We start from the raw sequence: 23954 nt of genomic DNA on the forward strand, positions 1-23954 counted from the left end.
TCATGCTGCTGACGGCGCGGCCTGCGACGGCTTCACGGAGCTGACCTTCTTCCGGGCAAGGAACGGCTTTTCCACCAGCAGCCACGATACCCAACCCATCAGGTAGGCCAGCGGCAATGCCAGCAACGTGTTGACCAGCCAAGCATTCGCCTGTCCCTGAGCGATCGGCCAGAGCATCTGCTGGATCGGCCACCCGTAGATATAGACCCCATAGGATACGTCTCCGCGTTCTGCCAGATTACGGAAACGCTGGGGCGCGAGATAGCCGAAAGCGATGACGCTGTACGACCCGAAGAAGGCAGTTGCCTCCACGAACCATGACGTCCCGAGGAACGCCAGTGGCACCACGGCCGAGGCCAGTGCCAGCCAAGGCGAAAGCACGATCCTCTCGCGATAGAGATAGATCAGCATCCCCGCGCCGAAGAACCGGAACATGCGGGCAATCGCAACGATGTAGTACTCCGCGCCGCTCACGCCGTTGGCATTGGGCCAGTAGCGCACGATCAGGAAGCTCAGCAGCCACCCTGCCACGACGACCGGCCTTGTCCACCTTCTGACCATCAGCGTGACGGCGGCGATCGCGTAGCACGCGATCTCGAACTTCAGAGTCCAGATGCTCTCGTTCACCGTCTGGATCGTGTGGTCCTTGAACACGCCCGGCAGATGCAGTGCCATCGGCAGGAACACGATGTTGCGGAAGAACACCCATGTCTCGGCATTGCCGAAATAGGCGTCGAGCGGCACCGTCGTCAGGAACGGCCCGATCACCAGCGACAGCAGCGCAATGACCACGACCAGCGCGGGCATGATTCTGAGCGCGCGGTTCCTGACGAACTCGCGCACGCTCTTCGACCGGTCGAAACTGGCGGAGATGAACAGCCCGCTGATGACGAAGAACACGCCGACGGAGAGGCTGCCCAGGGTAAGCTGGCCCGAACTCGCCCAGTACAGCGGCTCGCGGTCATAGTTGCCCGAGGTCAGCAGATAGGAGTGCGACCAGATCACGGTCAGCGCGGCAACGAGGCGCAGCGAATCGAACGCGTTGACCCGCGCCTTGCTGCCATTCAGTCGCTCGGCAATCGTTTCGCCGCTCAGTCTTTGCATCGAAAAGTCCAGTCGTCAGGCAGGGCGAGCAGGGGCCGGGCGTTGCAACCCCTTAAACCTCAGCGCGGGCTTTTCCACCAGCAGCCATGAGCCAAGGCCTGCCAGCATGGCCAGCGGCAGCGCAATCGCGGTGTTGATCGCCCAATGCATCGGGTGGCCGTCCCCGATCGGCCAGACCAGCTGCTGCATCGGCCAGCCATAGACATAGACGCCATAGGAAATGTCGCCGCGCTCGGTCAGCTGGCGGAACCAGCCGGGAGCGCGATAGCCGAACACGATCACGGTATAGGATCCGAACAGCGCCGCCGTCTCGAGAAACCAAGGGCTGACCGTGGCGAGCGCGGTGAGGGCAAGCCCGGCCGCTGCAAGCCCGCCATGGATGGGCACCTTGTGCCGATAGAGGTAGAGCACCGCGCCAGCGCCGAAGAAGCGGAACAGTTTGGCGCTCATGACCACGTAGTACATCGCGCCGGTCGCCTGTTCCGCGGCGGGGAACAGCAGCGAGATGACGAAGCTCATCAACCACGCGGCCAGCACCAGCGGGCTCTTGAACCGTCCGGTCATCATGACGAAGGCGGTGAACGCGTAGCACATGACCTCGAACTTCAGCGTCCAGATGCTGCCGTTGACAAAGGGCACGGTGTGGTCGGCAAAGACCCCGGGCAGCATCTGGCTGTTGGGCAGGAATGCCGCATTTGCGAAATAGGCCCATGTCGCGCGTGAGCCGAAGTAGTCTCCCAAAGGCAGCGCGGTCTTGAGCGGGCCGAGGACAAGAGCCGAAAGCGCGATCACTACAATGAGGGCGGGCATGATGCGCAAGGCACGCTTGCGTGCGAATTCGAACGCGCTCGATGATCGGTCGAAGCTGGCGGCGATGAACATGCCGCTGATCGTGAAGAATACGCCGACTGCCAAGCCGCCGATGCTCGTCTGCCCGGAAGTCAGCCGGTAAAGAGGCTCGATCGCATTCGATCCGGAAGTGACGAGGAACGAATGCGACACGATGACTGACATCGCAGCGAGCAGGCGAATGGTGTCGAACGCGTTGCGCCGCGCATCGGCCCCTTCAAGGATGGCACCCAGCGTCGGCTTCTGCCCAGCCAGTCCGTTGCTGCGCAAGGCTATCGTGTCGGCAAAATCGGTCATGAATTTCCCGGTCCTGGGCAGGAACGACGCGGACGATTTTCCTCGCGAAAACTGGACAACCCGCGTGTTGCAGTGCAAACCATATCCGTGGAATCACATAGGCGCAACAAGGCGCGTGCAGTGCAACAAGGATCGGTTTACGCATTCTGATGCAGGGAGCCCGGCTGTAGTGGAACGTTCGCCAAGCTCTGCAACCAGGATCGTGAGCATGCCTCGGGCCTTTCTGATGTTATCCATGAAAATCAATGTTTTGGGGCAAAGATGAACCTTAACAAGCTGTCCGGCCTGCGCAATGTCCTCGTCAATGCGCGCCGCTCCATGTTCATCCGTGTCTTCGGAATGGACATCCATCCCACGGTGCAGATGTCGCTTACCGCCAAACTGGACATGACATTTCCGAAAGGAATCCATGTCGGCGAATATACCTACCTCGCCTTTGAATCCCGCATCCTCTCGCATGACCGCACGCGCGGGCTTTATCTGCACACGCGGATCGGGAAGAACTGCTTCATCGGCGGGCGCAGCATGATCCTCCCCGGCGTCACCATCGGCGACAATTGCGTGATCGGCGCTGGCAGCATCGTGACGCGCGACGTGCCGCCCAATTCCATCGTCGCGGGCAACCCCGCCAAGGTCATCCGCTCCGACGCCAGGGTCGGGCACTACGGCCGCTTCGACGATGCCGACGAGCGCGAGCGCGCGCTCAGGGCCAGCGATCCCGATGCAGGCTCGCTGCCCGACAAGTTCCTCGGCAAGAACTGAACGGCAGGCCGATCCCCATGACGCAAGCCGCACACGACATCACCATCACCAACGGGAAACCCGGCGACCCGCCGCTCGTCTCGATCATGCTGGTGAACTGGAACACCCGCGAGATGACGCTCGATTGCCTGCGCACGGTCTACGAACAGACCCGCGAGGTGCCGTTCGAAGTTATCGTGGTCGACAATGGCTCGCACGACGGTTCGGCCGAGGCAATTGCGGCCGTGTTCCCGCAAGTCGTGCTCATGGCCGAGACCGAGAACCACGGCTTTGCCATCGCCACCAACATCTCGGTCGAGCGGGCGCGCGGGCGCTATGTCCTGCTGCTCAACACCGATACGCTGGTGCTCGACCGCGCGATCGACAAGCTTCTGGCCTTTGCGCAGAGGCGGCCCGAGGCGAAGATATGGGGCGGGCGCACCTTATTCGAGGACCACACGCTCAATCCCACCTCCTGCTGGGGCCGGATCACGCCGTGGAGCGTCACCTGCATGGCGACCGGACTTGCCAAGGCGGCCAAGAACGCGGCGCTGTTCAACCCCGAAGGCTACGGCGGCTGGGACCGTGACAGCGAGCGCGAGGTCGACATCATCCAGGGCTCGTTCTTCCTGATCGAGAAGGCGTTCTGGGACGAACTCGGCGGGTTTGACCGCACCTTCTTCATGTATGGCGAGGAAGCCGACCTGTGCGCCCGTGCGCGCGAACGCGGTGCCCGTCCGCGCATGACGCCCGAGGCGACCATCGTCCACTTCGGCGGACGCAGCACCAAGGTCTTCGCCAACAAGATCGTCTATGTGCTCGGCAGCCGCATAGGCATGATCGAGCGTTACTTCCCGCGCGGCTGGAAGGGCTATGGCAAGGCGATGACGCTGTTCTGGGCAGGCTGGCGCTCGTTCGTCTATCGCCTTGCCGCGACGGTATCGCCCAAGCATCGCGAGGCGGCGGAGCAGTGGACCGGTGCCTGGCGTCGCCGCAAGGAATGGCGCAACGGCCCCCTGCAGCGCGCTACCAAGGGCTGAGCCCCAGCCTCAGGCCGTGCGGGAACTTTCGTCGCGCTCCCACACGATCTGCTTCTTCGCGCGGATCGTGCGGCGGGCCATCAGGCGGCCCACGGTCTTGATCGCCAGATACCACATGAGATCGACGGGGCCGACTTTCCCTGCGCTCTCGTGCCGCTTGCCCAGCGCCGACAGGAGCGAGCCGCCGGTCGTCGTCCGGGCGGTGTGTTCGGTATCGTGCGCCTGCTTGAGCTGCATGTCGCCTGCACGCCGGCGGCTCTCGATCCGCACCAGCGACCACAGGTCACGCGGCGGGAATACGGTGAAGCTGACCGGCTCGCCCGCCGCATCGCGCTCCACGCGCAGGCGCTGGGACGGGGCAAAGCGGGTGCGCACATAGAGGTCGTCCGCGACGATGGCGGGGAAAGTGCCGATCTCGGCAAGTCCTGTGGCGGACAGGCCGAAGAGCCCCGATCCGACCATCCCGACCTTCACATAAGGCTGGTGCAGCCAGACCTTGTAGTACGAGCGCACCGGGCCGGAACAACCGGTCAGGTCGACATTGAGGGCAGGGGCGGCGGCACGGATCTCGCCATCTTGCGCCAGCACTTCGGCCACCGCGCGCAAGGAGCGGCCCGTCACGAGGATGTCGGCATCAAGGAAGATCCTGGGTGAGACTGTGGCGGCGGCGCTGCCCTGGTTGAGCGCCAGGATCTTGGAGCCTTGCGCTATCTCCAGCACGGTTGCCTCGGGCGCGACGCGGCGGGCGATGGCGGCGGTGTCGTCGGTGCAGCCGTTGCAGGCCACGACGATCTCGGGCGCACCTGCAGGATCGTCGAGCAGCGCGCGAAGGCAGCGCTCGATCACAGCGGCCTCGTTGTGTGCGGGGATGACGACCGAATAGGCGGGCGTAGTCGGTGCCATGGGGTCACTCCCGTGGGTGGTTGAATCCTGCGCCGGATGCGCCGTGTTTCATCGGCTTAGCCTGCAAGAAACCAGGCCGCAACAGGCTTGGTTGCAGCGCAGCATCGGTGTAACGTCGCCAGCGTGCCACCGTCGTCGCGGGGGCAGAGCCAAGGGAACCGGCAAGCCACATGCGAGACAAGATTCAGGCGCTGTTAAAGCGTGGGCTGGCCCTCGACCTGCTGATCGGTCTGGCGCTGAAGGGCACAGGCGCGGTGGCGAGCTTCGGCCTGAACCTGCTGATCTCCCGCGCATTGGGGGCTGAGGGCGTCGGCGCCTACCAGATCGCGCTGGCAACGACGACACTGCTGGCGGTCGCCTCGAACATCGGGCTCGACACGGTCGTGCTGCGTTCAGTCGCGGTGGCTTACCGCAAGGGCGATCATGGCGCGGCGAATGCGGCGATCACAAGGGCAGTGCGCGTGGTCATGCTGCTCGGCACCGGCATCGGCGTGACGATGGCGCTGCTCGCCTGGCCGATGACGCACCTGCTGATGCAACGGCCCGAACTGTTCTGGCCGGTCACGATCATGGCACTGGCCGTGCCGATGATCGCGCTGGTCCGCACGATCTCCGCCTCGATCCGTGCGACCGGCAACGTGCTGCTGTCGCAATCGCTCGACGGCATTTCCTACACCGGCCTCAGCCTGCTTGTGCTGGGGTCGATCTGGCTCACGTCCGGCCAGGTTCCGATGCTTGCGCCGGAAATCGTCTATGCCGGTGCCTGTACGCTGGTCATGTTCTTCGCGCTCGCAAAGGTCCGCATGATGACCCGCGGCTGGCCGCAGGGCGAACAGACCTTGTCGCTGAAATCCGGCCTGCGCATCATGGTGATCTACCTCGCCGCCTATTTCTGCGACTGGATCGCGGTGGTCACGCTCGGCACATGGCATGGTCCGGCCGAGGCGGGGATCTATCGCGTGGCGGTGCAGTTCGGGCTGCTGTTCACGCTGGTGCGCAACTCGTTCGACCAGATGGTCGGCAGCCACATCGCCGCGCGCTATGCCGACGGGCAGTACCGCGCCATGCTGGCCATAGCGCGCAAGACCGGGATGGTCGGCGGCGCGCTCTGCCTGCCGTTGCTGATTGCGATCGTCGCATTTCCGGAATGGCTGCTCGGCCTGTTCGGCCCCGGCTTCGTGCGCGGCGCGCCTGCGCTGGTGATTCTCGGAATCGGCCAATTCATCGCTGTCACCGTAGGCCCCATCGGCACCGTGCTCGATATGGCCCACCGCGAACACATTGCCATGCGCATCGAGATCGGTGTGACGATGGTGACCATCGCGCTGTTCCTCGTGCTGATCCCGCTCTACGACCTGACCGGTGCGGCCATGGCCATCACCATCGCCATCACCGGGCGCGCCATCGCCCTGCTCTTCGCCAACCGCGCCTTCATCCGGGCGATGGAGAGACAACCCAGTGTTGTCTGACGAGTCAGACGAGAATGCCGATTTTCCCGGTAGCGAAGCAATCGAACAGGCATTCGTTATCGCAGCTGCCGGGAAGCTGCCCTTGGAGCACGCGGAGGTTTATGAGAACCCGTATGGTGTTCGTTGCTACCGGTGGCCATCGCCAAGCGAGACAGTTGGTGCGTTGACCGCCTCCATCCACGAGGGAGAGATCACGCTCGGCACCAAGATCTTCCACGTTCATGTCGACGCACACTGCTTTGAAGTGTTCAGCCAGTCCCCGGATCGGGATCGCCTGGCAACCTGCATTGCAACTGCCGCGGTGCAACTCGCGGGAGAGATCATGCGCGGAGAGCGGATCTTTTCGATCTCCTGCGACGAGACCGGTCGCGTGATATCACATGGCATGTCTCCCCGCGATGTCTGGGAACAGGGATTGGGAGAGGCGCACTGGCACCCGGCATCCGAACGATTCTGGGACTGGCAGGGAGAAGTGTTTCGCGACTGATCTTGTGCCGCTGATGTAAGCCGAAGTGGAAAAGAAAAGCCCGCGCAAACCCTGAAGGTCTGCGCAGGCTTTTTTGTAACCGCTGGGCTGCCCCCGGAGGGTCAGTCCTTCGAGCGTTCGCCGTAGGCGTAGTACTGGTACTGGTAGTCGTAGGACATGCCGGCTTCGGCTGCGCGGTACTTGGTCAGAACCACGCCGGCGATCCGGGCGCCCGCGCTCTGCAGGCGGCGGATGGCGGTCTTGGCCTGTCCGAAGTGCGCGCGGTTGGCCTCGACGATGAACACCGTGGCATCGGCAATGCGCGAAAGCAGCGGAGCGTCGGCCAGACCCATGACCGGAACCGAGTCGAAGATGATCAGCGAGTACTGATCACGGTACTTCTCGACGAAGTCGGTCAGCACCTGCGAGGACAGCAGTTCCACCGGGTTTACCTTGGAAGGAGCCACCGGAAGCACGTCGAGATTCTCGGGCGTGCCCTTGATCAGAGCGTCTTCGAACTTCACGTCGCCGAGCAGCACTTCGACGAAGCCGACCTTGGGACGCGTCGTGCCGAACAGCGCGAACAGCGATGGCTTGCGCAAGTCGGCGTCGATCAGCAGCGTCTTGCGGCCGAGCTGGGCATACTTGCGGGCGATCGTCGATGCGGTGAGCGACTTGCCTTCCGACGGCTCCGAACTGGTGACCTGCAGCACCCGGTTGTTGCCGGGGACGGCAAAGTCGATCGACGAGCGGATCGACGAATAGGCCTCCATGAGAATGCTGAACGGATCGGATACTTCGTCGAGCACGTCGCGGTCGGAAATGTCCGGGGTGTAGCCGAGCAGGGGCAGGCCGAGCTTGCGTTCCACGTCGTCGGTGGTGCGCAGGCGGTCGTCGAAGGCTTCGCGCAGCACTGCGATGGCAAGCGCCAGTGCGCCGCCGAGGAACAGGCCGATCAGCATGTTCTTGGGCAGGCTGGGCGAAACCGGACCACCGGGGACCTGTGCGGCGTCAAGCTTCGAGCTGGTGCCGGGCTTGAGGTTCGCGGCTGCCGAGATCTCGTTGTAGCGGGTGAGCAGCGAGGCCAGCTGGGTACGCTGCGCGGTCGCCTCGCGGTCGAGCATGTTGTAGCGGACGCGGCGGTCCTGCTCGTCGAGAGTCTTGCCCGAAACCTTGGACAGTTCGCCTTCCAGCGCCTGTTCCTGGCGAAGCGCGATCGTGTAGTCGTCACGGATCGCGTTCTTGATGTCGCTGCTCGCCTTGTTGATCTGAGAGGTCAGCGAGGTGACCTGGGCGTTCAGCTCGCGCAGGCGCGGGTAGGTTTCGCCATAGCGCTGGCGCAGTTGCGAAAGCTCGGTGATGGCCTTTGACCGGTCACCGATCATAGACTGGATGGCGTTGTTTTGCTGCACTTCAGGCAGCTGTCCTGCAGGGATGTTCGCAATCGCATTCCAGCGCTGCTCGGCGGCGATGCGCTTGGCGCGGGCGGCGGTGTAGGTTTCGTTGACGCTGGCGAGCGTTGCGACGGTGACCGTCTGTGCCGGTGTAGCGTCACCGTCCTTGCCGGACGAAATGACCGGTGCCTGCGCCACGATGCCATTCGCCTTGGCATAGGCATTGGCCGATTCCTCGGCTGCCTGGACGCTGCGCTGCAGCTTGTCGATCTGGTCCTTCAGGTACGCCTGAGCGTAGTTGTTGGTCTCCAGCGCACGACGCAGGTCATCCTGCACGAAAACGTCTGCCACCGCGTTGGCGACTTCGGCAGAAATTGCCGCATTGGGCGAGGTGTAGCTGATGGTGATGATGCGATTTTCCATCGGCACATCAACCTTGATCCCACCCTGGACCATGCCCGCAGCAGCATCACGACGCGAGGACTTCCACTGCGCATCAGTCATCCCGTCCGGCCGCTTGGTCGCGAAATCGCCGAGGAAGTCCTCGCGCGTGTCGAGCTTGCGTGCCTCGACCACCTGATAGGCGATGCGGCGGCTGGTGATCACGGTTGCCTGGGTCTGCATGTAGCGGTCGACTTCATTGACCGGCACTTCAGGCTCAAGGTTCTGGCCATCCACGATGTTCGTGGTGAACGGATCGATCCGGACCGTGGCCGATGCGCTGTACATCGGGCGCGTCAGCAGCGTCACGACCAGTGCCGCGACCAGCGCGAGGCTGACGATGCCGACCAGCATGAAACGTTGCCGATAGACGACCCCCCGGATGGTGGCGAGGCTGAGCATGCTGCTCAGCCCACCGCCCATGTCGCCATCGTCAAGCAGGGCCTGCTCCGGATAAGGTCGACTTTGGATGGCATTGGTCATTCAGGGTAACACCTTTTCCAGAAACCGGCCTTGCGCGTCCGACTTTGCGGGGGCTTGAGGCCGGTCCATCACCGGTTGGCAATCGTCACAGGTCGGCGAACGTCAGATATTCGTGAAGAGGGCAAACGCGGGCAGGGTCTTGAGCAGATCCTGCCAGAACAGCGACAGGCCGGACGTGCCGACGACGATGCGGTCGGTCGGCAGCAGCACCGGATCAAGCATCGTTCCTGCACGCACCATGCCGTAATCGAACTTGGCAACCGCCATGCCGCGCGCGGTCTGGCGGAAGATCGCCACTTCGCTGAGCTTGGCTTCGCGCTTGAGGCCCGAGGCCAGTGCGATGGCGCCGGACAGACGGGTGCCGGGCTTGAACGGATACATGCCGGGCTTTTCGACCGACCCTTCGACCGTCACCAGATGCGAGCCGAACTGCATCACGTTGACCGAAACCTTGGGGTCGATCAGCTGGCTCTTCGCGAGGCGCGCGGTGACCGTGTTTTCGAGATCGCGGGTTGTCATGCCATCGACCTTGATCGAACCGATCAGCGGCAACGACAGCATGCCGTCCGCGCCTACCGGCACGCTTTCGACAGACAGGTCGGGCTCACGGAAGACCGTGACTGACACGACATCTGACGGGCGAAGGAGGTAAGTCGAAGATTCGGTTGCGGTATAATCGTCCTGTCCGAGGGCCGACGTCGTTGCCGGATTGACCAGCCCGACTTGCGCCACCGGACCCGTGCTGCAGCTTGCGATGCCAAGGGCAAGCACGCTGATGAGAGCAGTTCTTGCGGCGGTTCTTGCAGTGCAGCGAGCCAGTGTTCTGTTCATGCCAGCATTCACCCCGAGAGACTTGTCTGAAAAATAAGTACTGTTCGCATACCCCCCCCATGTTTCCAGCGCAAGTCTTGCCGACCCGGTCTTTCCTGCGCGAGTCCGCCGGTTACCGATACTTGCCGCCGCCTTAGCTGCGAAGCGAACTTGGACTACGGCCGCTGCAATGTGGAAGGGCCGGTCTCTGCGCGATTGGACGTTTGCAACGCCCATGCTCAGCCTGTATCGGGGAACCGGATTGCGGTATTGCTGCGTTGCAGCAAGTCCGTGGGCTGGGGATTCGGATTTCACATGATGCAGATTTCTGGACTGCTCGCGAACATCGCAGTGATGCTCTATTTTACTGTCGGGATAGTTTGCGCGCGAGCTTTTCTGATAGCCCGATCCGGAGTGGGCGGTATTCGGCCACCCGCCTTCCATAGCAGGGTTTGGCTCATCGCCGGTCTGGTTTTCTTCGCAGCTGCGGTTTTGCGGCGCTTCGGCTTCGAGGAAGACCTGCGGATATGGTTGCGCGGAGGCTTGCGCGCCGAGCATCTCTACCAGGAACGGCGTGATTTCCAGTCGATCATCGCCAGCGTGGTCATCGTGCTGGCGACACTTGCCGGCATGGCGGGTTTCGCGCTCATGCTGCGCAGCAGAGTCCTGCAGCGCAAGGGGCCCTCGCGCATTGCGGCCATCGCAGGGCTTGCTTGCGCTGGCATGGTCCTGCTGGTCATGCTGAGGCTTGTTTCGCTGCATCTGATCGACGTCTTGCTGTTCCGCGGTCCGCGCCTCAACTGGTTCATCGATATGGGCACGACATTGGTCACGGGATGGATGGCACTCGCCTACGTCCCGGCCTTGCGTCTGCGCATGAAGCGCTGAATCGTACCTCCGCTCATGCATCGAGGCGGAGCGCCTTGCGATAGGCTGCGATAAGTGGCGCGATCTGGTGGCCCCAGTTAAGTTCCGTCTCGACGCGCTGGCGGCCGAACCGGCCCATTTCCGCGCGGCGTTCCGGGTCTTCAATCAGTTCGACGATCTTCTCGGCCATGTCCACCGGATCGTTGGCCCGTGCATAAAGCGAGGCGTCCTGAGCGGAAAAGCGACCTTCGGTCACGTCGAACTGCACCATGGCCTTTTCCAGGCTCATGTATTCCATGATCTTGTTCATGGTCGACTTGTCGTTCATCGCATTGACCCGGTCCGGGTTCACACCGACGTCCATCGTCGAGAGCACTTCGAACAGATCCTGATCGGGTGCGCGGCCAGTGAAGTGGATGAAGTCGGCAAGGCCCTTTTCCGCCACCAGCGCCTTGAGCTTGGCAAGGCTGGGGCCCCCGCCGACAAGGCAGAACTGGATGTCGGTCCGGCCCATGTCGCGCACGATGTGGTCGACCGCGTCGATCAACAGGTCGATGCCTTCCTGATCGCCCATCACCCCGACATAGCCGACGAGATACTTGCGCCCGTTCTTCCAGCTTTCCACCGGTGGCACCCGCTTCAATCGGCTGAGATCGGGGCCTGAACGGACGACGAAGACCTTGTCCGGGTCCATTCCGCCACGCTCGATCGCGATTTTGCGGTAGGAGTGGTTGGTCGCCATCGAGACGTCTGCGGACTTGAAGGTCAACTTCTCGAACAGGACCATCAGCTTCCAGAAGAAGCCGCGCTTGTCGAACTTGGCTTCGTAAAGCTCGGGGTTGATGTCGTGATGGTCGAAAATGTACTTCACGCCTAAGAGCTTCAAGGGCAGCGCGACGAGGAAGATCAGGTCGGGCGGGTTGCAGCCCTGGATCACATCGATGCCGCGCTTGAAGAAGATCTTCCACGTCAGAACCGTCTCGTAGAACAGCGCCGCCCCGTATTCGAGCAGGAAGCCGAGCGCCCCGCTGGCCTCGATCGGCAGTGGATGACGGTGGATCTCGATCCCGTCGATCACCTCGAAGCGCTTCTCGTAGCCCTTGCCCGTCGGACAGATGATCGAGACCATCGCGCCTGCCGCCTTGAGCGTGCGCGCCTCCTGCCAGACCCGCCGGTCGAACGGCAGCGGCAGGTTCTCGACCACGATCAGGACCTTCTTGCCCTTGAGCGGAAGGCCGGGAATCTCGGTCGGGAACTCGAATTCAGACGGGGTGGTCACCGCGTTCATGCAATCGCGCTCACGTCGACGATACGGGTCGAGCCGAGATCAAGGTCCTTGATCAGACGGTTGGTCGCGACAGCGACAGCGTATTCACGCGATTGCGCGGTCGCCTTGTCGATCAGAAGGCCATCGATCGAGGGCAGGATCGCATAGGCATAGCCGAGGTTCTGGCCGATCAGGCTTTCGGGCTTGAGCTGCGGGTCATAGATGTCGAGCGCGTAGCCAGCATCGAGCAGCTTGCGCGCCATGTCGACGGCCGGGCTTTCGCGCAGGTCGTCGGTATCGGCCTTGAATGAGAGGCCGACCAGCAGCACGCGGGCGCCGGGCTCAAGGCCTTGCGTTGCCTGCAGGAATTGGTGGTGCTTGTGCGCGTCGTTGCTGCGCAGCAGGGAGTCGACCAGGTGCGTCTGCGCGCCGGTGTCGGCCGCGATGTGCTGCAGCGCGCGTACGTCCTTGGGCAGGCACGAGCCACCGAACGGACCGCCCGGACGGGTGTAGTAGGCCGAGATGTTCAGCTTCGTGTCTGAGACGAAGATCTGGTGGACCTGACGGGCCGAGATATCGAGGTTCTGGCAGACGCGACCGACTTCATTGGCGAAGGCAACCTTGACCGCATGCCAGGTGTTGTCGACGAACTTGGTGATTTCCGCCTCGCGGATGCCGACGTGGAAGATCGGAGCGTCGATGCCCTCGTGCAGCGCGACCATCTTCTCCGACGGCTCCGCGCCGATGGTGCCGAGCACGATCTTCGGCGGGTTGAAATAGTCCTCGATCGCCGTGGCTTCACGCAGGAATTCCGGGTTGTAGACCAGCTCGATCAACCGGTCGCAGTCCTCGCCGACCAGCGAGCGGAAGATCGGAAGGATCATCTGCTCGGTCGTGCCGGGGCGCATGGTCGAACGGTACACAACCGTCAGCGGGTTGGTGCGGCCGGGCTTCACCGCCGCAGCAATGGCGCGGGTGACCTGCACGATGTAGCTCATGTTGTGTGCGCCATCGACGCCGCTTGGCGTGCCGACGCAGACGATGGCGATGTCGCAATCGTCGAGCTTGTCACCGATCTCGGTCACCGCTTCGAGGCGGCCTTCGGCGCGAGCCTTGCCGATCAGGTCATCGAGGCCGGGCTCATAGACCGGGGACCGACCGCTGTTGAGCGTTTCGACTTTGCCGGGATTGACGTCGATGCCGATGACATGATGACCCTGACTGGCGATGCATCCCGCCGCAGTGCAACCGACATAGCCGAGACCGAGAATGGCAATCTTCAAAGTATTCTCCCGAGGCGAGCCAGGCTGTACCCGACCCCGAAGCGTCCTGCCCGATCTTCATGCCGATACGGCAGAAACGGGTTGGCACGTCGCGGTGGCGTAGTACTGTGAGCCTAGCGAGTAGTCTGAAATGGTGCAATGCAATATGATCTGGCGAAACCCGGCATTTCTCAACAGCATGATGTTTGCTGCATTCGCGCCATTCTGAGCGAAAGCGCCGATGCCGTACCGTGATCTTTGCCCATTGACGCGACCGGCGAGGACCCGTGCAACCGCCAGTGTGCTGGGGTTCCTGGCGGCGCTTGCCTTGCCAGTGCCCACCGCAACGCTCGCTGCGCAGGAGCAGGCCTGGCCGGTCAGACTGAGGCAGGACATGGTCCGCCTTGGCACTATCGAGTGGCGGCTGCGCAGTGCAGCTGCCAAAACTTGCACGACACTCGCCGCAGATCTCGGCATGATCATCGACGACCGCCGCGCCTATGACCGCAAGGATTGGCCGCTGCTGGCCAGAAGCGTCGGGCTGCGCGACGATCCCGTGGTGACAGGCCTGGTTCCAGGCGGCCCTGCTGCTCGTGCGGGCCTGCGCGCAGGTGACGAGATTCTCTCTGTTGGCGGCCAGAGCGTCGCCGCGATCATCGAAGGGCGCAAGGCAGGGCCGCTCGTAGCAGAAGCGCTCGTCGAGGAAATCGCGGCGAGCGTTTCGACCCAGCCGATTGTCCTCGTTGTCCGGCGCAGCGGCGAGACACTGCAGTTTCAGATCCAGCCCGCCCGGCATTGCGCGGCTCGGCTGGTGCTGGTCACGAATGGCGGGGTCGACGCGCACAGCGATTCGCACAATGTCGCGATATCGACCGGGCTTATGGCTTTTGCCCGCGGTGACGACGAGATTGCTCTCGCTGCGGGGCACGAGATGGCTCACATCATGCTCCGCCACCGCAAGGGCGGCGGCATCGCTGCGCGGCGCAAGATGGAAGACGATGCCGACTCTCTGGGCCTGAAGCTCATGCGCTGCGCCGGATACGATGGGGAAAAGGCGCTCGGCCTGTTCCAGCGGCTCGGCTCGGGCGACTGGCTCGGTTTCCTGCGCGCGCCGACGCATCGCTCGTTCGCCAAACGTGTGGCGCGTCTCAGGTCCGAGCTTGCGGGCGCGGCGTGCCCGGTGGAATTGCCTGACGGGCATGCGGGATAGCGGGCTGCCGTTCAAAACGCGCGGTCGTGCATAAGCACGCGCGCGGTGTTGATGATGATCTTGAGATCGCGCCAGATCGTCCAGCCATCAAGATACTCAAGGTCGGCCTGAAGGCGGTCGGCAAGGTCGGTCTCGGTATCGGTTGCGCCCCGGAAGCCGCGCACCTGCGCAAGGCCGGTCAGGCCAGGCTTCAACGAATGGCGCAGCCAGTAGCGATGGTCGACCTCCCAGAACAGCTTGTCGCCGGCGAGCGAGCCGATCGCGTGGGGGCGAGGGCCGACGATCGACATTTCGCCGCGCAGCACGTTGAACAGCTGCGGCAGTTCGTCGATGCTGGTGCGGCGGATGAGCTTGCCGATGCGGGTAATCCGGTCATCGTCCTTGCTGGCCGAGCGGTTGCCCGTGGCGTCGAGCTTTTCGACGCGCATCGAGCGGAACTTGAAGATCGGGAAGAAGCGATTGCCCCGCCCGGTGCGCTTCTGGACGAAGAAGATCGGCCCGCGGTCCTCAAGCTTGATCAGCAGCGCTACAACCAGCAGCAGCGGGGCGAGTGCCAGTACGGCTCCGCCCGCCAGCGTCATGTCCAGCGCGCGCTTCACCGCGCGGGCACGCAGGCCCAGCGGTCCGCTCGCAACGATCAGCGCGCCATAATCCCGCTCGCGCCGTGCGCCGATCACGCCCAGCGTGCGCACTTCGGGGTCAACGATCTCGCCCGAGACGTTTGCGCTCTTGAACACCAAGGCCCATGAGGCGCGCCGGTCTGGCGGGCAGGTGACCATCACCCGGTCCATGTTGAGCATGTAGAGCCCGAGCCGGTCCATCATGTGCGGATCGCCAAGGTCGGGCGCAAGGTGATGTTCGCGCGCGTCGATGTGGAAGGTGTGTGGAATGCGCAGCGCTGCACCACCGTCGTCGATCAGCAGCGTATTCACCGCCGCCTCGCCACAGCGCGCCCGGGTCAATGGCCGGACGAGTGCCCGTACCCAAAGGAGGAGGGCGAGGCTGAAGGCGAGGCCGAGCAGGGCCGAAACGCGGGAAAACTCTTCGGTGCTCTTTGTTGCAAAGCCTACGAAAAGTAGCACGGTCTCGGCGCTGAGCAGCGAGAGGATAGCACGACCGCGCGCGAAATTCTGTCGGCGCAGTGCCTGCAGCGTATAGACCTGCAGGCTCAGCGCGATCGTCCAGTAGATCGGCAGCATGACCTGGCTGTGCAAAAGCGAAGCGGGGTCGAGGAAGTTTCCGAGGTAGAGCCAGCTGGCGGTGCCGAAGCCGCCCATGATCGCCGCGCCATCAAGCAGCAGCAGCACCAGATAGATCTGCAGCCGCCGCTGCTCCAGCGACGGTGCGAGCGGAAGCGTTACCCGCTTCCGGTCTTGCGACTGGCGCATCTCGTCTGCCGGGATGTGCATTGTCATCGCTTCAAGCTGCCCCTTGCGCTCTGGCTCACGAAACTCCGGGCTGGAATCCCCTGCCGGAGCTAACGTCTGATCGGTTCCCTGTTGCGACCAATGCTATTCTTATTGCACTGCGCAAAAATACCTAGTGCAGCTACGATAGCAAGCACCAACCTGTCCCAATGTGAGATTCGCCACACCGCGTGACGGAAATCCGCCACGATTCACCGTGCGGCAGCGCGAGCAATCTCTGCGAGGCCCTGGGCAAGAGCCAGTTCGCCATTCCGGTTGTCGGCGATCAGTGTGCGGTGCAGCAAAACCAGGCGCTCGCACAGGCGCACCAGGCGCGGGCCGCGCCAGCGCTTCAATTGTTGCGTAAGGTCGGCGCGGTCGCGGAAGAATACTCGCCGTGCATCGCTTTCCTGCTGCATGAAGGCGTTGACGTCACCACGCTCGCCCAGCCGCCCGGCCAGTTGCACGAGCTGGCCCGCCCTTCGCTCCAGTGCGAGCACGAGGCCGACCGGGTTTATCCCCTGTTCGCGCATGCGGGATAACTCTGAAGGAATGCGTCGCGAATCGCCGCTCAGAACCGCGTTTACCAGCGGCATCATCCCGTCGTCTTCGCTGACTGCGCAGATTTCATCGAGGTCCGCGGCAGATACCGAGCGCGGTGCCTGTGGGCTGGCGTCAAGGTAGAGCACCAACTTCTCGATCTCGCTGCGCGCCATCCGCGTATCGAGCGCCGTCGATCGGGCGATTCGCTCGGACAGCTCGTCGGTCATGCGCAGTCCCATGCCGTCCGCCATCATCCGCACCGCGCTTGCCACAGCCTTGAGGTCGGGCGGATGGAACATGCCGACCAGCGCATCGGCGCGGTTTTCCAGCAGCTTGGCAATGCGCGACTTGTCGGTGGCCGACGTCGCGACAATGATCACCGGCCAACCATCGACCGGGCTCTGCAGCAGCGTCTCGACCGCATCGTGGGCATCGTCGCCGGTCGCGCGGACATGGATCACCCGCTTGTCGCCGAACAACGACACTGACCGCGCTTCATCAGCCAGACGCACGGGATCGCGCCGGAGCTCTGCGCCGCTCAGGTCAATCTTCTCGGCATCGCCGAACATGCCCGCGATCCTGGCCGCCGCATCGCTCGCGCCCGATTCGTCCGGGCCGCAGAAGTAGAACACGCGGCAGTCTTTCACCGCGCGGGCGGCACTGGCTGCGAAGTTCTTCTGGGTGACCTTCATGCTGGCGTCACCGCGTGATGCTCATGGCTTCTGGCGCAGGCGCACCGAGACGCGGGTGACGATCTGATCGGCCACTTCCTGCGACAGGTTCTCGAGCGCGGTCTGCTCGGCCGCGATCACCGCATATTCGCTGTTGACCACGTCGAACCCGGCGTCGGACCCGGCCGTCGCATCAAGCAGCACCGATCCCGTCTGCGTGTCGACCAGCTGGTAACGGGCGCGCAGCGTGCGGCGTTCGCGGGTGATCGCATCGTTCGAGAGTTGGCCGAGGCCTTCGACGCGATCATCCAGCCGGACATCGAGCCGGTAACGCGCTGCGTCGCCGGTCTTGTCGGCACCCAGCCGGTCGTTCAGCGCATTGCGCACCAGCCAGCCCGATTGACCCTCGATCGGAGAGATGCTCACCTGCGAGAGCGAGCGCGCCAGTTCGCCGCTACCGCCGCCCGCATACATCGGCTGCAAACCGCAGCCTGCAAGCAGCATTATCGGCGCAGCGAGGATCAGCAGGCGCTTATGCGACAAGGTTCACCAGACGGTCGGGCACGACGATCACCTTCTTCACTTCCGCCCCTTCGAGTGCACGCTGCACTTTCTCGGAAGCGAGGGCAAGGCGTTCGAGGTCTTCCTTCGAGGTACCCTTGGCCACGGTCAGCGTATCGCGCAGCTTGCCCTTGACCTGAATGGCGACGGTGACTTCATCATCGACCAGCAGGGCCGGATCGACTTCTGGCCATGCCGCATCGGCAATGAGGCCGGAGCCGAACTTGGCATAGGCCTCCTCGGCGAGATGCGGCATCATCGGGCCGACCAGCAGCAGGACCTTCTGGATCGCAGCGGAGCGGCTGGCCGAAGGCGCGGCCTTTTCGATTGCGCCGGTCAGCTCGTAGATGCGCGCCACGGCCTTGTTGAAGCCCAGCGCCTCGATGTCCGAGGCCACGGCATGGACGGTCTGGTGGGCCTTGCGGTCGAGCGCCTTGTCCTCGCCAGTGGCCGAAGCGTCATACTGCCCAAACAGACGCCACAGGCGCTGGACGAAGCGGGCGCAGCCTTCGATCCCGGCTTCGGACCAAGGCAGGTCGCGCTCGGGCGGCGAGTCCGAGAGCATGAACCAGCGGATTGCGTCAGCGCCGTACTTCGCGACGATCTCGTCCGGGTCCACCACGTTCTTCTTGGACTTGGACATCTTGATCACGCGGCCGATCTCGACCGGTACGCCATCGGCCTTGAGCGTTGCGCCGTCGCCCGTGCGATCGACTTCGGAAGGGCTGAAGAAGATCGGCTGGCCGTTCTCCGGGTTCTTCCGTTCGTAAGTCTCGTGCGTGACCATGCCTTGCGTGAACAGGCTGCCGAACGGTTCGGTGACCTCGACCTTGCCGATGCGGGCAAGGGCACGCGTCCAGAAGCGGGCGTAGAGCAAGTGCAGGATCGCGTGCTCGATCCCGCCGATGTACTGCTCCACTGGCAGCCAGCGCTTGATTGCCTCTGGATCGAACGGGCGGTCATCGGGCTGGCTGGCAAAGCGCAGGAAGTACCACGAGGAATCGACGAAAGTGTCGAGCGTATCGGTCTCGCGCCGCGCGGGGTGGCCGCACTGCGGGCAATCGACATGCTTCCACGTGGGGTGCCGGTCGAGCGGGTTGCCCGGCACGTCGAAGGTCACGTCCTCGGGTAGCTTCACCGGCAACTGCTTTTTGGGGACCGGCACCACGCCGCACACCTCGCAGTGCACGAACGGGATCGGTGTACCCCAGTAGCGCTGGCGGCTCACGCCCCAATCGCGCAGGCGCCACACGGTCTTGCCTTCGCCCCAGCCTTCGCCCTGCGCGCGGTCGATGACGGCGGCCTTGGCATCGGTGACGTTCATGCCGTTGAGGAAATCGCTGTTCACCAGCATGCCGTCGCCGGCCTCGGCCTCGCCCGCAAATGACTTGTCAGCATCAGCAGGATCGGCGGCGACCACGCGCAGGATCGGCAACCCATACTTTGTGGCAAAATCGAAGTCGCGTTGATCATGCCCAGGCACGGCCATGATCGCGCCCGTGCCGTATTCCATCAGCACGAAGTTGGCGATGTAGACCGGCAGGTACTTGCCCGTGAGCGGATGGCGCGCGCCGATGCCGGTGTCGAAGCCGAGCTTCTCTGCCGTCTCCAGTTCGGCCGCGGTGGTGCCGCCCTTCTTGCACAGGGCGATGAAGTTCGCCGCCTCGCAGTTGGTTGCCGCCACGCCTTGCGCGATCGGGTGATCGGGGGCGACGGCGACGAAGCTCGCGCCGAAGATGGTGTCGGGCCGCGTGGTATAGACCTCGACGCTTTCGCCGTTCGACAGGTCGAAGCGGAACTGCAGCCCCTGGCTCTTGCCGATCCAGTTCTCCTGCATCACGCGGACCTTCTCGGGCCACTTGTCGAGCGTGGAAAGGCCTTCCAGCAGTTCGTCGGCAAAGTCGGTGATCTTGAGGAACCACTGGTTCAGCTTGCGCTTTTCCACCAGCGCGCCCGAACGCCAGCCGCGCCCGTCGATCACCTGCTCGTTTGCGAGCACGGTCATGTCGACCGGGTCCCAGTTGACCGTCGATTCCTTGCGGTAGACGAGGCCCGCCGCATAGAGATCGAGAAACAGCGACTGTTCCTGCCCGTAGTATTCAGGCTCGCAGGTCGCGATCTCGCGGCTCCAGTCGAGCGCGAAGCCGAGGCGCTTGAGCTGTGCCTTCATGTTGGCGATGTTGTCGCGGGTCCAGCCGCCGGGGTGGACGCCCTTTTCCATCGCCGCGTTTTCGGCCGGCATCCCGAAGGCGTCCCAGCCCATCGGGTGCAGCACTTCGAAGCCTCGCATGCGCTTGTAGCGCGCCAGTACGTCGCCCATCGTGTAGTTGCGCACGTGGCCGATGTGGATGCGCCCCGAAGGATAGGGGAACATCTCAAGGACGTAGCTGCGCGGCTTGGCGCTCGAATCGTCAGCGCGGAACGACTGCTGCTCGTCCCACACCCGCTGCCAGCGGGTATCGGCGATGGATGGATCGAAGCGTTCTGGAGCAGTGTTCTCGGTCATGCGCGCTCCTCTAGGGAGCGCAGCCGACTCGTGCAAGATTCGCCTGCGATCAGCCTGAAATGGAGGCGCGGCGCAGGTCGCGCGCCTTGGTCAGGATGATGTCTTCCAGCTTCTGCACGGTAGCAGCCTGGACCGGAGCATCGACCCACTGGCCGTTCTGCGAGACCTGACGGCTGGCTGCAACGCGCAGCGCATCGGCGCGCAGGTCCTGGTCGACGATCGAGACGGTGACCTTCACGCGCTCGCCGGGATTCTTGGGGTTGGCGTACCAGTCGGTCACGATCACGCCGCCGTTGCTGTCGGTCTGCAGCAGGGGCATGAACGAGAGCGCATCGAGCGTTGCGCGCCACAGATAGGCGTTGACGCCGATCGTGGTGACCTGACTGGCGGCGAGGTCCGCCTTGGGGCGTTCCTTCTTGCCGCAGCCGGTGGCAAGGACGGCGAGAGTCCCGATCATGATGCCGCGCACGATGAGCTTGCGGGTATTGCGTGCGGTCTTGGCGGTCTTGATCACTACGAAACAGTCCTTGCTTGCGGAAGGTCCCGTCCGGGCGTTGCCGGTCCGAGCTTTGCCGCAGGTTTGCACGCCCGTAAGCGCGCGTTGTCAGATAAGGCCTCTATCACCGCCGCGCGTCATGCGGCAAGCGTGATGAATGCAGGCCGCAAATGGACGCGAACCCGGTGAACGGTCCCTGAATGTGGCGAGAAGGGAATCCTCCGGTGTGGCGAGGGGCTGCGGCACACCTGTGGATAATGGGCCACACTCGAGCGGGATACGTAAGGGGTCACAACAAGGGAGGTGCGAAAGGCTGGAAACATTTGCCCGATAGCCGTATTGGATAACGTAATCGGGGTTTTGGTCGGAGTCGCAATGGCTGTTTGCCGGGCGAATCCGTTCACCGGACGAAAACGTTCTGCGGCATATGAAGCAACAGGGCAGCCATAGTAAGATATGGCATGGCAAGATAAGACAGGGCGCCAAGCGGCCCGGGTTGGGGTAGAAGCGGAAGTATCATGGTTGGCAACGGCAAGGCATCAGCAGGAAAAGGCGCATTGCGCCGCCGCCTGCGTGCGCCGTTGACAGTCGGCGTAGCGGTCGTTCTCGGCCTCGCACTTTCGCCCACGGTCACGTCTGCGTTTTCCAGCGGGTTCGACATGGGCCCGGTAAGCCTTGCCGCACGCGGTGGAATCGGTTCGTTCACCCCGGCTTCGGTGGATGAACGCCTCGCCGCCCAGATCACGGTCCGCGCGCTCAAGAACGGGAAGCTGTTCCGCTTCACGCCGACTGGCACTGATACCCGTCCGACGCGTTCGGTCACCGTTGCCGTGCGCGTCGATGCTCTCAACACGCAGGCCTTTGCCGTTCGCAACGGCATGGCAGACGCTGGTCAGTCGGGTGCTTCGCCGGTTCGCATCGCGCCGATGGCATTCAACCTCGGCCTTTCACGCGGCTACGCGAGCTTCGCGGCCGCTGCTCCCTCGGCAGGGTCTGCCGGCCTGCGCGATCTCCCGCGGATCGACATGCCTGATCTTGCCAAGTTCAAGGCAACGACCCCGGCTTCCACGCCCAGCCGCTTTGCGCCGCGCATTGAAGCCGAAGGCCGCGATCAGGCTGGCCGCGCACCGCGCACGCTCGAAGGTCAGGGCGATTATCAGCTCGATCTTGGCGGCAGCTATCGCCTGACCCGCAACCTCAACGTCACGGCCGGCGTACGCTACTCGCCCGAGCGTGACCGCCTCCGTCCGCTGACCGATGGCAAGCAGGACAACCAGGCCGTCTACGTCGGAACCCAGTTCCGCTTCTGACGCCGTTCTGATTTCGAGAAGAACTTGCTTCATTGCTGCAGCATTTCTGCAGCTGGCATTCTCGTACTTTCGCAGCATTTACGTATTCGGCAGCTTGTCGCATCTCCGTCATGAACCTACCGTAGTCCCCAGAGGGAACACAGGGAGGTTTTAGCATGTCGCGAGTTGCAGTGGTTACCGGCGGTACGCGCGGTATCGGTCAGGCAATCTGCATGGCACTCAAGGCGCAGGGCCGAACGGTCGTCGCCAATTATGCCGGCAATGAAGAAAAGGCCCGCGCATTTACGGCTGAGACCGGCATTCCCGCCTACCGCTTCGACGTTGGCGATCATCAGGCCACGATCGATGGCTGCGCCCGCATCGCTACCGAAGTGGGTGAGATCGACATCGTCGTCAACAACGCGGGCATTACCCGCGATGGCGTGCTCCACAAGATGAGCTTCGACGACTGGAACGAAGTCATGCGCATCAACCTCGGCGGCTGCTTCAACATGGCCAAGGCCACGTTCCCCGGCATGCGTGAGCGCGGCTGGGGCCGCATCGTCAACATCGGCTCGATCAACGGTCAGGCCGGTCAGTACGGTCAGGTCAACTATGCCGCCGCCAAGTCGGGCATCCACGGCTTTACCAAGGCGCTGGCGCAGGAAGGCGCCAAGTACGGCGTAACCGTCAATGCCATCGCGCCGGGCTACATCGATACAGACATGGTTGCCGCCGTGCCGCCTGCCGTTCTGGAAAAGATCGTCGCCAAGATCCCCGTCGGCCGCCTCGGCCACGCCGAAGAAATCGCCCGCGGCGTCGCCTTCCTGACGGCCGACGAAGGCGGCTTCGTCACCGGCTCGACCATGTCGCTCAACGGCGGCCAGCATATGTATTGATGGAGCGGCGGGCACCGCAATGGTGCCCGCCACCGTGATGCCCACGCCCTATCATCCCCCGGTCAAGCGCTCGGTCGAGATCGCAGGACACAAGACCTCGATCAGCCTCGAGCCGTTGTTCTGGGACATGCTGCGTGATGCGGCGCTGGCTGAAGAGGTGCCGGTCAACGCGCTGGTGGCAAGGATCGATGCCGAACGCATCGTCAGCTCAACACCGCCAGGTTTGGCGGGAGCGGTTCGGTTATGGCTGGTTGCGCAACTGCGCGATCAGGACGCCGAAGGCGCGGGCGCGTCCTGAGCCGGAACGGTTGCTTCGGGCAGGGTGGGCAATTCGCGCTGATCCAGCATTTCCGCCGCAGCATCCAGTGCCTTGGCCTCGTCCTGCGTGACGCCGCCCGGCTTTTCCTCCTCGCTTGATCCGCAGGCTGCCAGCGTCGCGAGCAGCGCCGTCATGGCAATCATGCGGAAATGAGAGGCCATCGGATTTGATCCAGTGTTGCAGGGCGGCGGCAGGTGCGGATGTCCGTCACCGGCCGCCGCCTTGTCAGGTCTTTACTGGGCGGGCGGAGCCGACTGCTGGTCACCACCTTCGGCATCGGCGGCCTGTGCTGCGGCAGCCACGGCTGCAGCATTGTTGGCCGCATCGCGCACCGCGTTCGCCTCGGCATCAGCGGCCGAGGAGGCATCGGCTGCAGGCGCCATCGGCGCGGCGGCTGCCGAAGGTTCCATCGCCGGAAGTTCGTCCGCCGGCATTTCGACGGTGTCTTCCGCCGCCGCTTCCGAAGCATCGTCGGACTTGCCGCAGGCCGAAAGGGCCAGCGCTGCGGCGGCGACGATCGCGAGGCTTGCGTACTTCTTCATCGAATTCCCTCTCTTGGGCTGATCTTGAACTCCACCGCGCCTGCCGATGTCGCCAGGGGCGGGCGGCGCGTGGAGCATTGCGGGGATGTTCTATCGGTGGGCACAGGCTAAGGCAAATG

23 protein-coding genes are annotated in these 23954 nt (G+C 63.6%); 9 read left to right on the top strand and 14 right to left on the bottom strand.

The window, feature by feature from the left end; translation table 11 throughout:
- Together ACZ1JW_RS07895 and ACZ1JW_RS07900 are read right to left on the bottom strand one after the other, a co-directional pair.
- Complete coding sequence (locus tag ACZ1JW_RS07895) at window positions 1–1104, bottom strand: acyltransferase family protein (RefSeq protein WP_465142572.1); 1104 nt, start codon at window positions 1102–1104, stop codon at window positions 1–3.
- A gap of 15 nt (window positions 1105–1119) precedes the next feature.
- Window positions 1120–2250, bottom strand: a complete 1131-nt coding sequence (locus ACZ1JW_RS07900) for an acyltransferase family protein (protein WP_465142573.1) — start codon at window positions 2248–2250, stop codon at window positions 1120–1122.
- A gap of 261 nt (window positions 2251–2511) precedes the next feature.
- On the opposite strand from ACZ1JW_RS07900, the gene ACZ1JW_RS07905 reads away from it, so the two are divergent.
- A complete protein-coding gene (locus ACZ1JW_RS07905) occupies window positions 2512–3012 on the top strand; it encodes an acyltransferase (RefSeq protein ID WP_465142574.1) in 501 nt (166 codons plus the stop codon).
- Window positions 3013–3029: 17 nt separating this feature from the next.
- On the top strand, window positions 3030–4031 hold the full coding sequence (locus tag ACZ1JW_RS07910; RefSeq protein WP_465142575.1) for a glycosyltransferase family 2 protein: 1002 nt from the start codon (window positions 3030–3032) through the stop codon (window positions 4029–4031).
- A 9-nt stretch (window positions 4032–4040) separates the two neighbouring features.
- On the opposite strand, the gene ACZ1JW_RS07915 is transcribed toward ACZ1JW_RS07910, so the two are convergent.
- Entirely contained in the window at window positions 4041–4934 is an 894-nt protein-coding gene (locus ACZ1JW_RS07915) for a glycosyltransferase family 2 protein (RefSeq protein ID WP_465142576.1), read from the bottom strand.
- A gap of 170 nt (window positions 4935–5104) precedes the next feature.
- On the opposite strand from ACZ1JW_RS07915, the gene ACZ1JW_RS07920 reads away from it, so the two are divergent.
- Together ACZ1JW_RS07920 and ACZ1JW_RS07925 are read left to right on the top strand one after the other, a co-directional pair.
- Entirely contained in the window at window positions 5105–6403 is a 1299-nt protein-coding gene (locus ACZ1JW_RS07920) for a lipopolysaccharide biosynthesis protein (RefSeq protein ID WP_465142577.1), read from the top strand.
- Window positions 6393–6890 carry a hypothetical protein gene (locus ACZ1JW_RS07925; RefSeq protein WP_465142578.1) on the top strand — a complete coding sequence of 166 codons (498 nt, stop codon included), beginning with the start codon at window positions 6393–6395 and terminating at the stop codon, window positions 6888–6890. The genes ACZ1JW_RS07920 and ACZ1JW_RS07925 overlap by 11 nt, the downstream gene beginning before the upstream one ends.
- 101 nt (window positions 6891–6991) lie before the next feature.
- On the opposite strand, the gene ACZ1JW_RS07930 is transcribed toward ACZ1JW_RS07925, so the two are convergent.
- Together ACZ1JW_RS07930 and ACZ1JW_RS07935 are read right to left on the bottom strand one after the other, a co-directional pair.
- The gene (locus ACZ1JW_RS07930; RefSeq protein WP_465142579.1) at window positions 6992–9187 is read right to left on the bottom strand and encodes a GumC family protein; all 2196 of its coding nucleotides are present in this window, start codon (window positions 9185–9187) and stop codon (window positions 6992–6994) included.
- Between the two features lie 102 nt (window positions 9188–9289).
- Window positions 9290–9919 (bottom strand): polysaccharide biosynthesis/export family protein, encoded by a 630-nt coding sequence (locus ACZ1JW_RS07935; RefSeq protein WP_465142580.1) that lies wholly within the window; start codon window positions 9917–9919, stop codon window positions 9290–9292.
- 249 nt (window positions 9920–10168) lie between these two features.
- On the opposite strand from ACZ1JW_RS07935, the gene ACZ1JW_RS07940 reads away from it, so the two are divergent.
- Entirely contained in the window at window positions 10169–10885 is a 717-nt protein-coding gene (locus ACZ1JW_RS07940) for a hypothetical protein (protein ID WP_465142581.1), read from the top strand.
- Window positions 10886–10898: 13 nt separating this feature from the next.
- On the opposite strand, the gene ACZ1JW_RS07945 is transcribed toward ACZ1JW_RS07940, so the two are convergent.
- Together ACZ1JW_RS07945 and ACZ1JW_RS07950 are read right to left on the bottom strand one after the other, a co-directional pair.
- Complete coding sequence (locus tag ACZ1JW_RS07945) at window positions 10899–12152, bottom strand: glycosyltransferase family 4 protein (RefSeq protein ID WP_465142582.1); 1254 nt, start codon at window positions 12150–12152, stop codon at window positions 10899–10901.
- A complete protein-coding gene (locus ACZ1JW_RS07950) occupies window positions 12149–13414 on the bottom strand; it encodes a nucleotide sugar dehydrogenase (RefSeq protein WP_465142583.1) in 1266 nt (421 codons plus the stop codon). The genes ACZ1JW_RS07945 and ACZ1JW_RS07950 overlap by 4 nt, the downstream gene beginning before the upstream one ends.
- 280 nt (window positions 13415–13694) lie before the next feature.
- Between ACZ1JW_RS07950 and ACZ1JW_RS07955 the strand changes: the two genes are divergently transcribed.
- Entirely contained in the window at window positions 13695–14603 is a 909-nt protein-coding gene (locus tag ACZ1JW_RS07955; protein ID WP_465142584.1) for a PDZ domain-containing protein, read from the top strand.
- Window positions 14604–14614: 11 nt separating this feature from the next.
- Here the strand turns inward: ACZ1JW_RS07955 and ACZ1JW_RS07960 are convergent, their stop codons facing one another.
- The 5 genes from ACZ1JW_RS07960 to ACZ1JW_RS07980 all read right to left on the bottom strand — a co-directional run bounded on the left by ACZ1JW_RS07960 (window position 14615) and on the right by ACZ1JW_RS07980 (window position 20747).
- Window positions 14615–16018, bottom strand: coding sequence for a sugar transferase (locus ACZ1JW_RS07960; RefSeq protein ID WP_465142585.1), 1404 nt, complete (start codon window positions 16016–16018; stop codon window positions 14615–14617).
- 203 nt (window positions 16019–16221) lie between these two features.
- Window positions 16222–17244, bottom strand: coding sequence for a DNA polymerase III subunit delta (gene holA / locus ACZ1JW_RS07965; protein WP_465124068.1), 1023 nt, complete (start codon window positions 17242–17244; stop codon window positions 16222–16224).
- Between the two features lie 21 nt (window positions 17245–17265).
- Window positions 17266–17727: an LPS assembly lipoprotein LptE gene (gene lptE / locus ACZ1JW_RS07970; RefSeq protein WP_465126420.1), complete on the bottom strand. Its 462-nt coding sequence runs from the start codon at window positions 17725–17727 to the stop codon at window positions 17266–17268.
- Window positions 17728–17755: 28 nt separating this feature from the next.
- The gene (leuS, locus tag ACZ1JW_RS07975) at window positions 17756–20290 is read right to left on the bottom strand and encodes a leucine--tRNA ligase (protein WP_465142586.1); all 2535 of its coding nucleotides are present in this window, start codon (window positions 20288–20290) and stop codon (window positions 17756–17758) included.
- 49 nt (window positions 20291–20339) lie between these two features.
- The gene (locus tag ACZ1JW_RS07980; RefSeq protein WP_465126419.1) at window positions 20340–20747 is read right to left on the bottom strand and encodes a DUF3576 domain-containing protein; all 408 of its coding nucleotides are present in this window, start codon (window positions 20745–20747) and stop codon (window positions 20340–20342) included.
- Window positions 20748–21304: 557 nt separating this feature from the next.
- On the opposite strand from ACZ1JW_RS07980, the gene ACZ1JW_RS07985 reads away from it, so the two are divergent.
- The 3 genes from ACZ1JW_RS07985 to ACZ1JW_RS07995 all read left to right on the top strand — a co-directional run bounded on the left by ACZ1JW_RS07985 (window position 21305) and on the right by ACZ1JW_RS07995 (window position 23272).
- Entirely contained in the window at window positions 21305–22096 is a 792-nt protein-coding gene (locus tag ACZ1JW_RS07985) for a hypothetical protein (protein WP_465142587.1), read from the top strand.
- Window positions 22097–22251: 155 nt separating this feature from the next.
- Window positions 22252–22974, top strand: coding sequence for an acetoacetyl-CoA reductase (phbB, locus tag ACZ1JW_RS07990; RefSeq protein WP_465124065.1), 723 nt, complete (start codon window positions 22252–22254; stop codon window positions 22972–22974).
- A gap of 37 nt (window positions 22975–23011) precedes the next feature.
- Window positions 23012–23272, top strand: a complete 261-nt coding sequence (locus ACZ1JW_RS07995) for a ribbon-helix-helix domain-containing protein (RefSeq protein ID WP_465142747.1) — start codon at window positions 23012–23014, stop codon at window positions 23270–23272.
- Here the strand turns inward: ACZ1JW_RS07995 and ACZ1JW_RS08000 are convergent.
- Window positions 23242–23454, bottom strand: a complete 213-nt coding sequence (locus ACZ1JW_RS08000) for a hypothetical protein (RefSeq protein ID WP_465142588.1) — start codon at window positions 23452–23454, stop codon at window positions 23242–23244. The two genes, ACZ1JW_RS07995 and ACZ1JW_RS08000, sit on opposite strands and share 31 nt — an antisense overlap.
- 72 nt (window positions 23455–23526) lie before the next feature.
- Window positions 23527–23835, bottom strand: a complete 309-nt coding sequence (locus ACZ1JW_RS08005) for a hypothetical protein (protein WP_465142589.1) — start codon at window positions 23833–23835, stop codon at window positions 23527–23529.
- Window positions 23836–23954 lie beyond the last annotated feature (119 nt).

This window comes from Novosphingobium sp. BL-A-28-Hi1-0D, from assembly GCF_055521755.1.

Bases quoted from the DNA above. Each gene is read 5' to 3' on its own strand.
- ACZ1JW_RS07985 (WP_465142587.1), top strand. From the start codon at position 21,305: ATGGTTGGCAACGGCAAGGCATCAGCAGGAAAAGGCGCATTGCGCCGC.
- leuS (WP_465142586.1), bottom strand. From the start codon at position 20,290: ATGACCGAGAACACTGCTCCAGAACGCTTCGATCCATCCATCGCCGAT.
- ACZ1JW_RS07920 (WP_465142577.1), top strand. From the start codon at position 5,105: ATGCGAGACAAGATTCAGGCGCTGTTAAAGCGTGGGCTGGCCCTCGAC.
- ACZ1JW_RS07960 (WP_465142585.1), bottom strand. From the start codon at position 16,018: ATGACAATGCACATCCCGGCAGACGAGATGCGCCAGTCGCAAGACCGG.
- ACZ1JW_RS07945 (WP_465142582.1), bottom strand. From the start codon at position 12,152: ATGAACGCGGTGACCACCCCGTCTGAATTCGAGTTCCCGACCGAGATT.
- ACZ1JW_RS07995 (WP_465142747.1), top strand. From the start codon at position 23,012: ATGCCCACGCCCTATCATCCCCCGGTCAAGCGCTCGGTCGAGATCGCA.
- ACZ1JW_RS07910 (WP_465142575.1), top strand. From the start codon at position 3,030: ATGACGCAAGCCGCACACGACATCACCATCACCAACGGGAAACCCGGC.
- lptE (WP_465126420.1), bottom strand. From the start codon at position 17,727: ATGCTGCTTGCAGGCTGCGGTTTGCAGCCGATGTATGCGGGCGGCGGT.
- ACZ1JW_RS07895 (WP_465142572.1), bottom strand. From the start codon at position 1,104: ATGCAAAGACTGAGCGGCGAAACGATTGCCGAGCGACTGAATGGCAGC.
- ACZ1JW_RS07900 (WP_465142573.1), bottom strand. From the start codon at position 2,250: ATGACCGATTTTGCCGACACGATAGCCTTGCGCAGCAACGGACTGGCT.
- ACZ1JW_RS07980 (WP_465126419.1), bottom strand. From the start codon at position 20,747: ATGATCGGGACTCTCGCCGTCCTTGCCACCGGCTGCGGCAAGAAGGAA.
- ACZ1JW_RS08000 (WP_465142588.1), bottom strand. From the start codon at position 23,454: ATGGCCTCTCATTTCCGCATGATTGCCATGACGGCGCTGCTCGCGACG.
- ACZ1JW_RS08005 (WP_465142589.1), bottom strand. From the start codon at position 23,835: ATGAAGAAGTACGCAAGCCTCGCGATCGTCGCCGCCGCAGCGCTGGCC.
- ACZ1JW_RS07930 (WP_465142579.1), bottom strand. From the start codon at position 9,187: ATGACCAATGCCATCCAAAGTCGACCTTATCCGGAGCAGGCCCTGCTT.
- ACZ1JW_RS07915 (WP_465142576.1), bottom strand. From the start codon at position 4,934: ATGGCACCGACTACGCCCGCCTATTCGGTCGTCATCCCCGCACACAAC.
- phbB (WP_465124065.1), top strand. From the start codon at position 22,252: ATGTCGCGAGTTGCAGTGGTTACCGGCGGTACGCGCGGTATCGGTCAG.
- ACZ1JW_RS07905 (WP_465142574.1), top strand. From the start codon at position 2,512: ATGAACCTTAACAAGCTGTCCGGCCTGCGCAATGTCCTCGTCAATGCG.
- holA (WP_465124068.1), bottom strand. From the start codon at position 17,244: ATGAAGGTCACCCAGAAGAACTTCGCAGCCAGTGCCGCCCGCGCGGTG.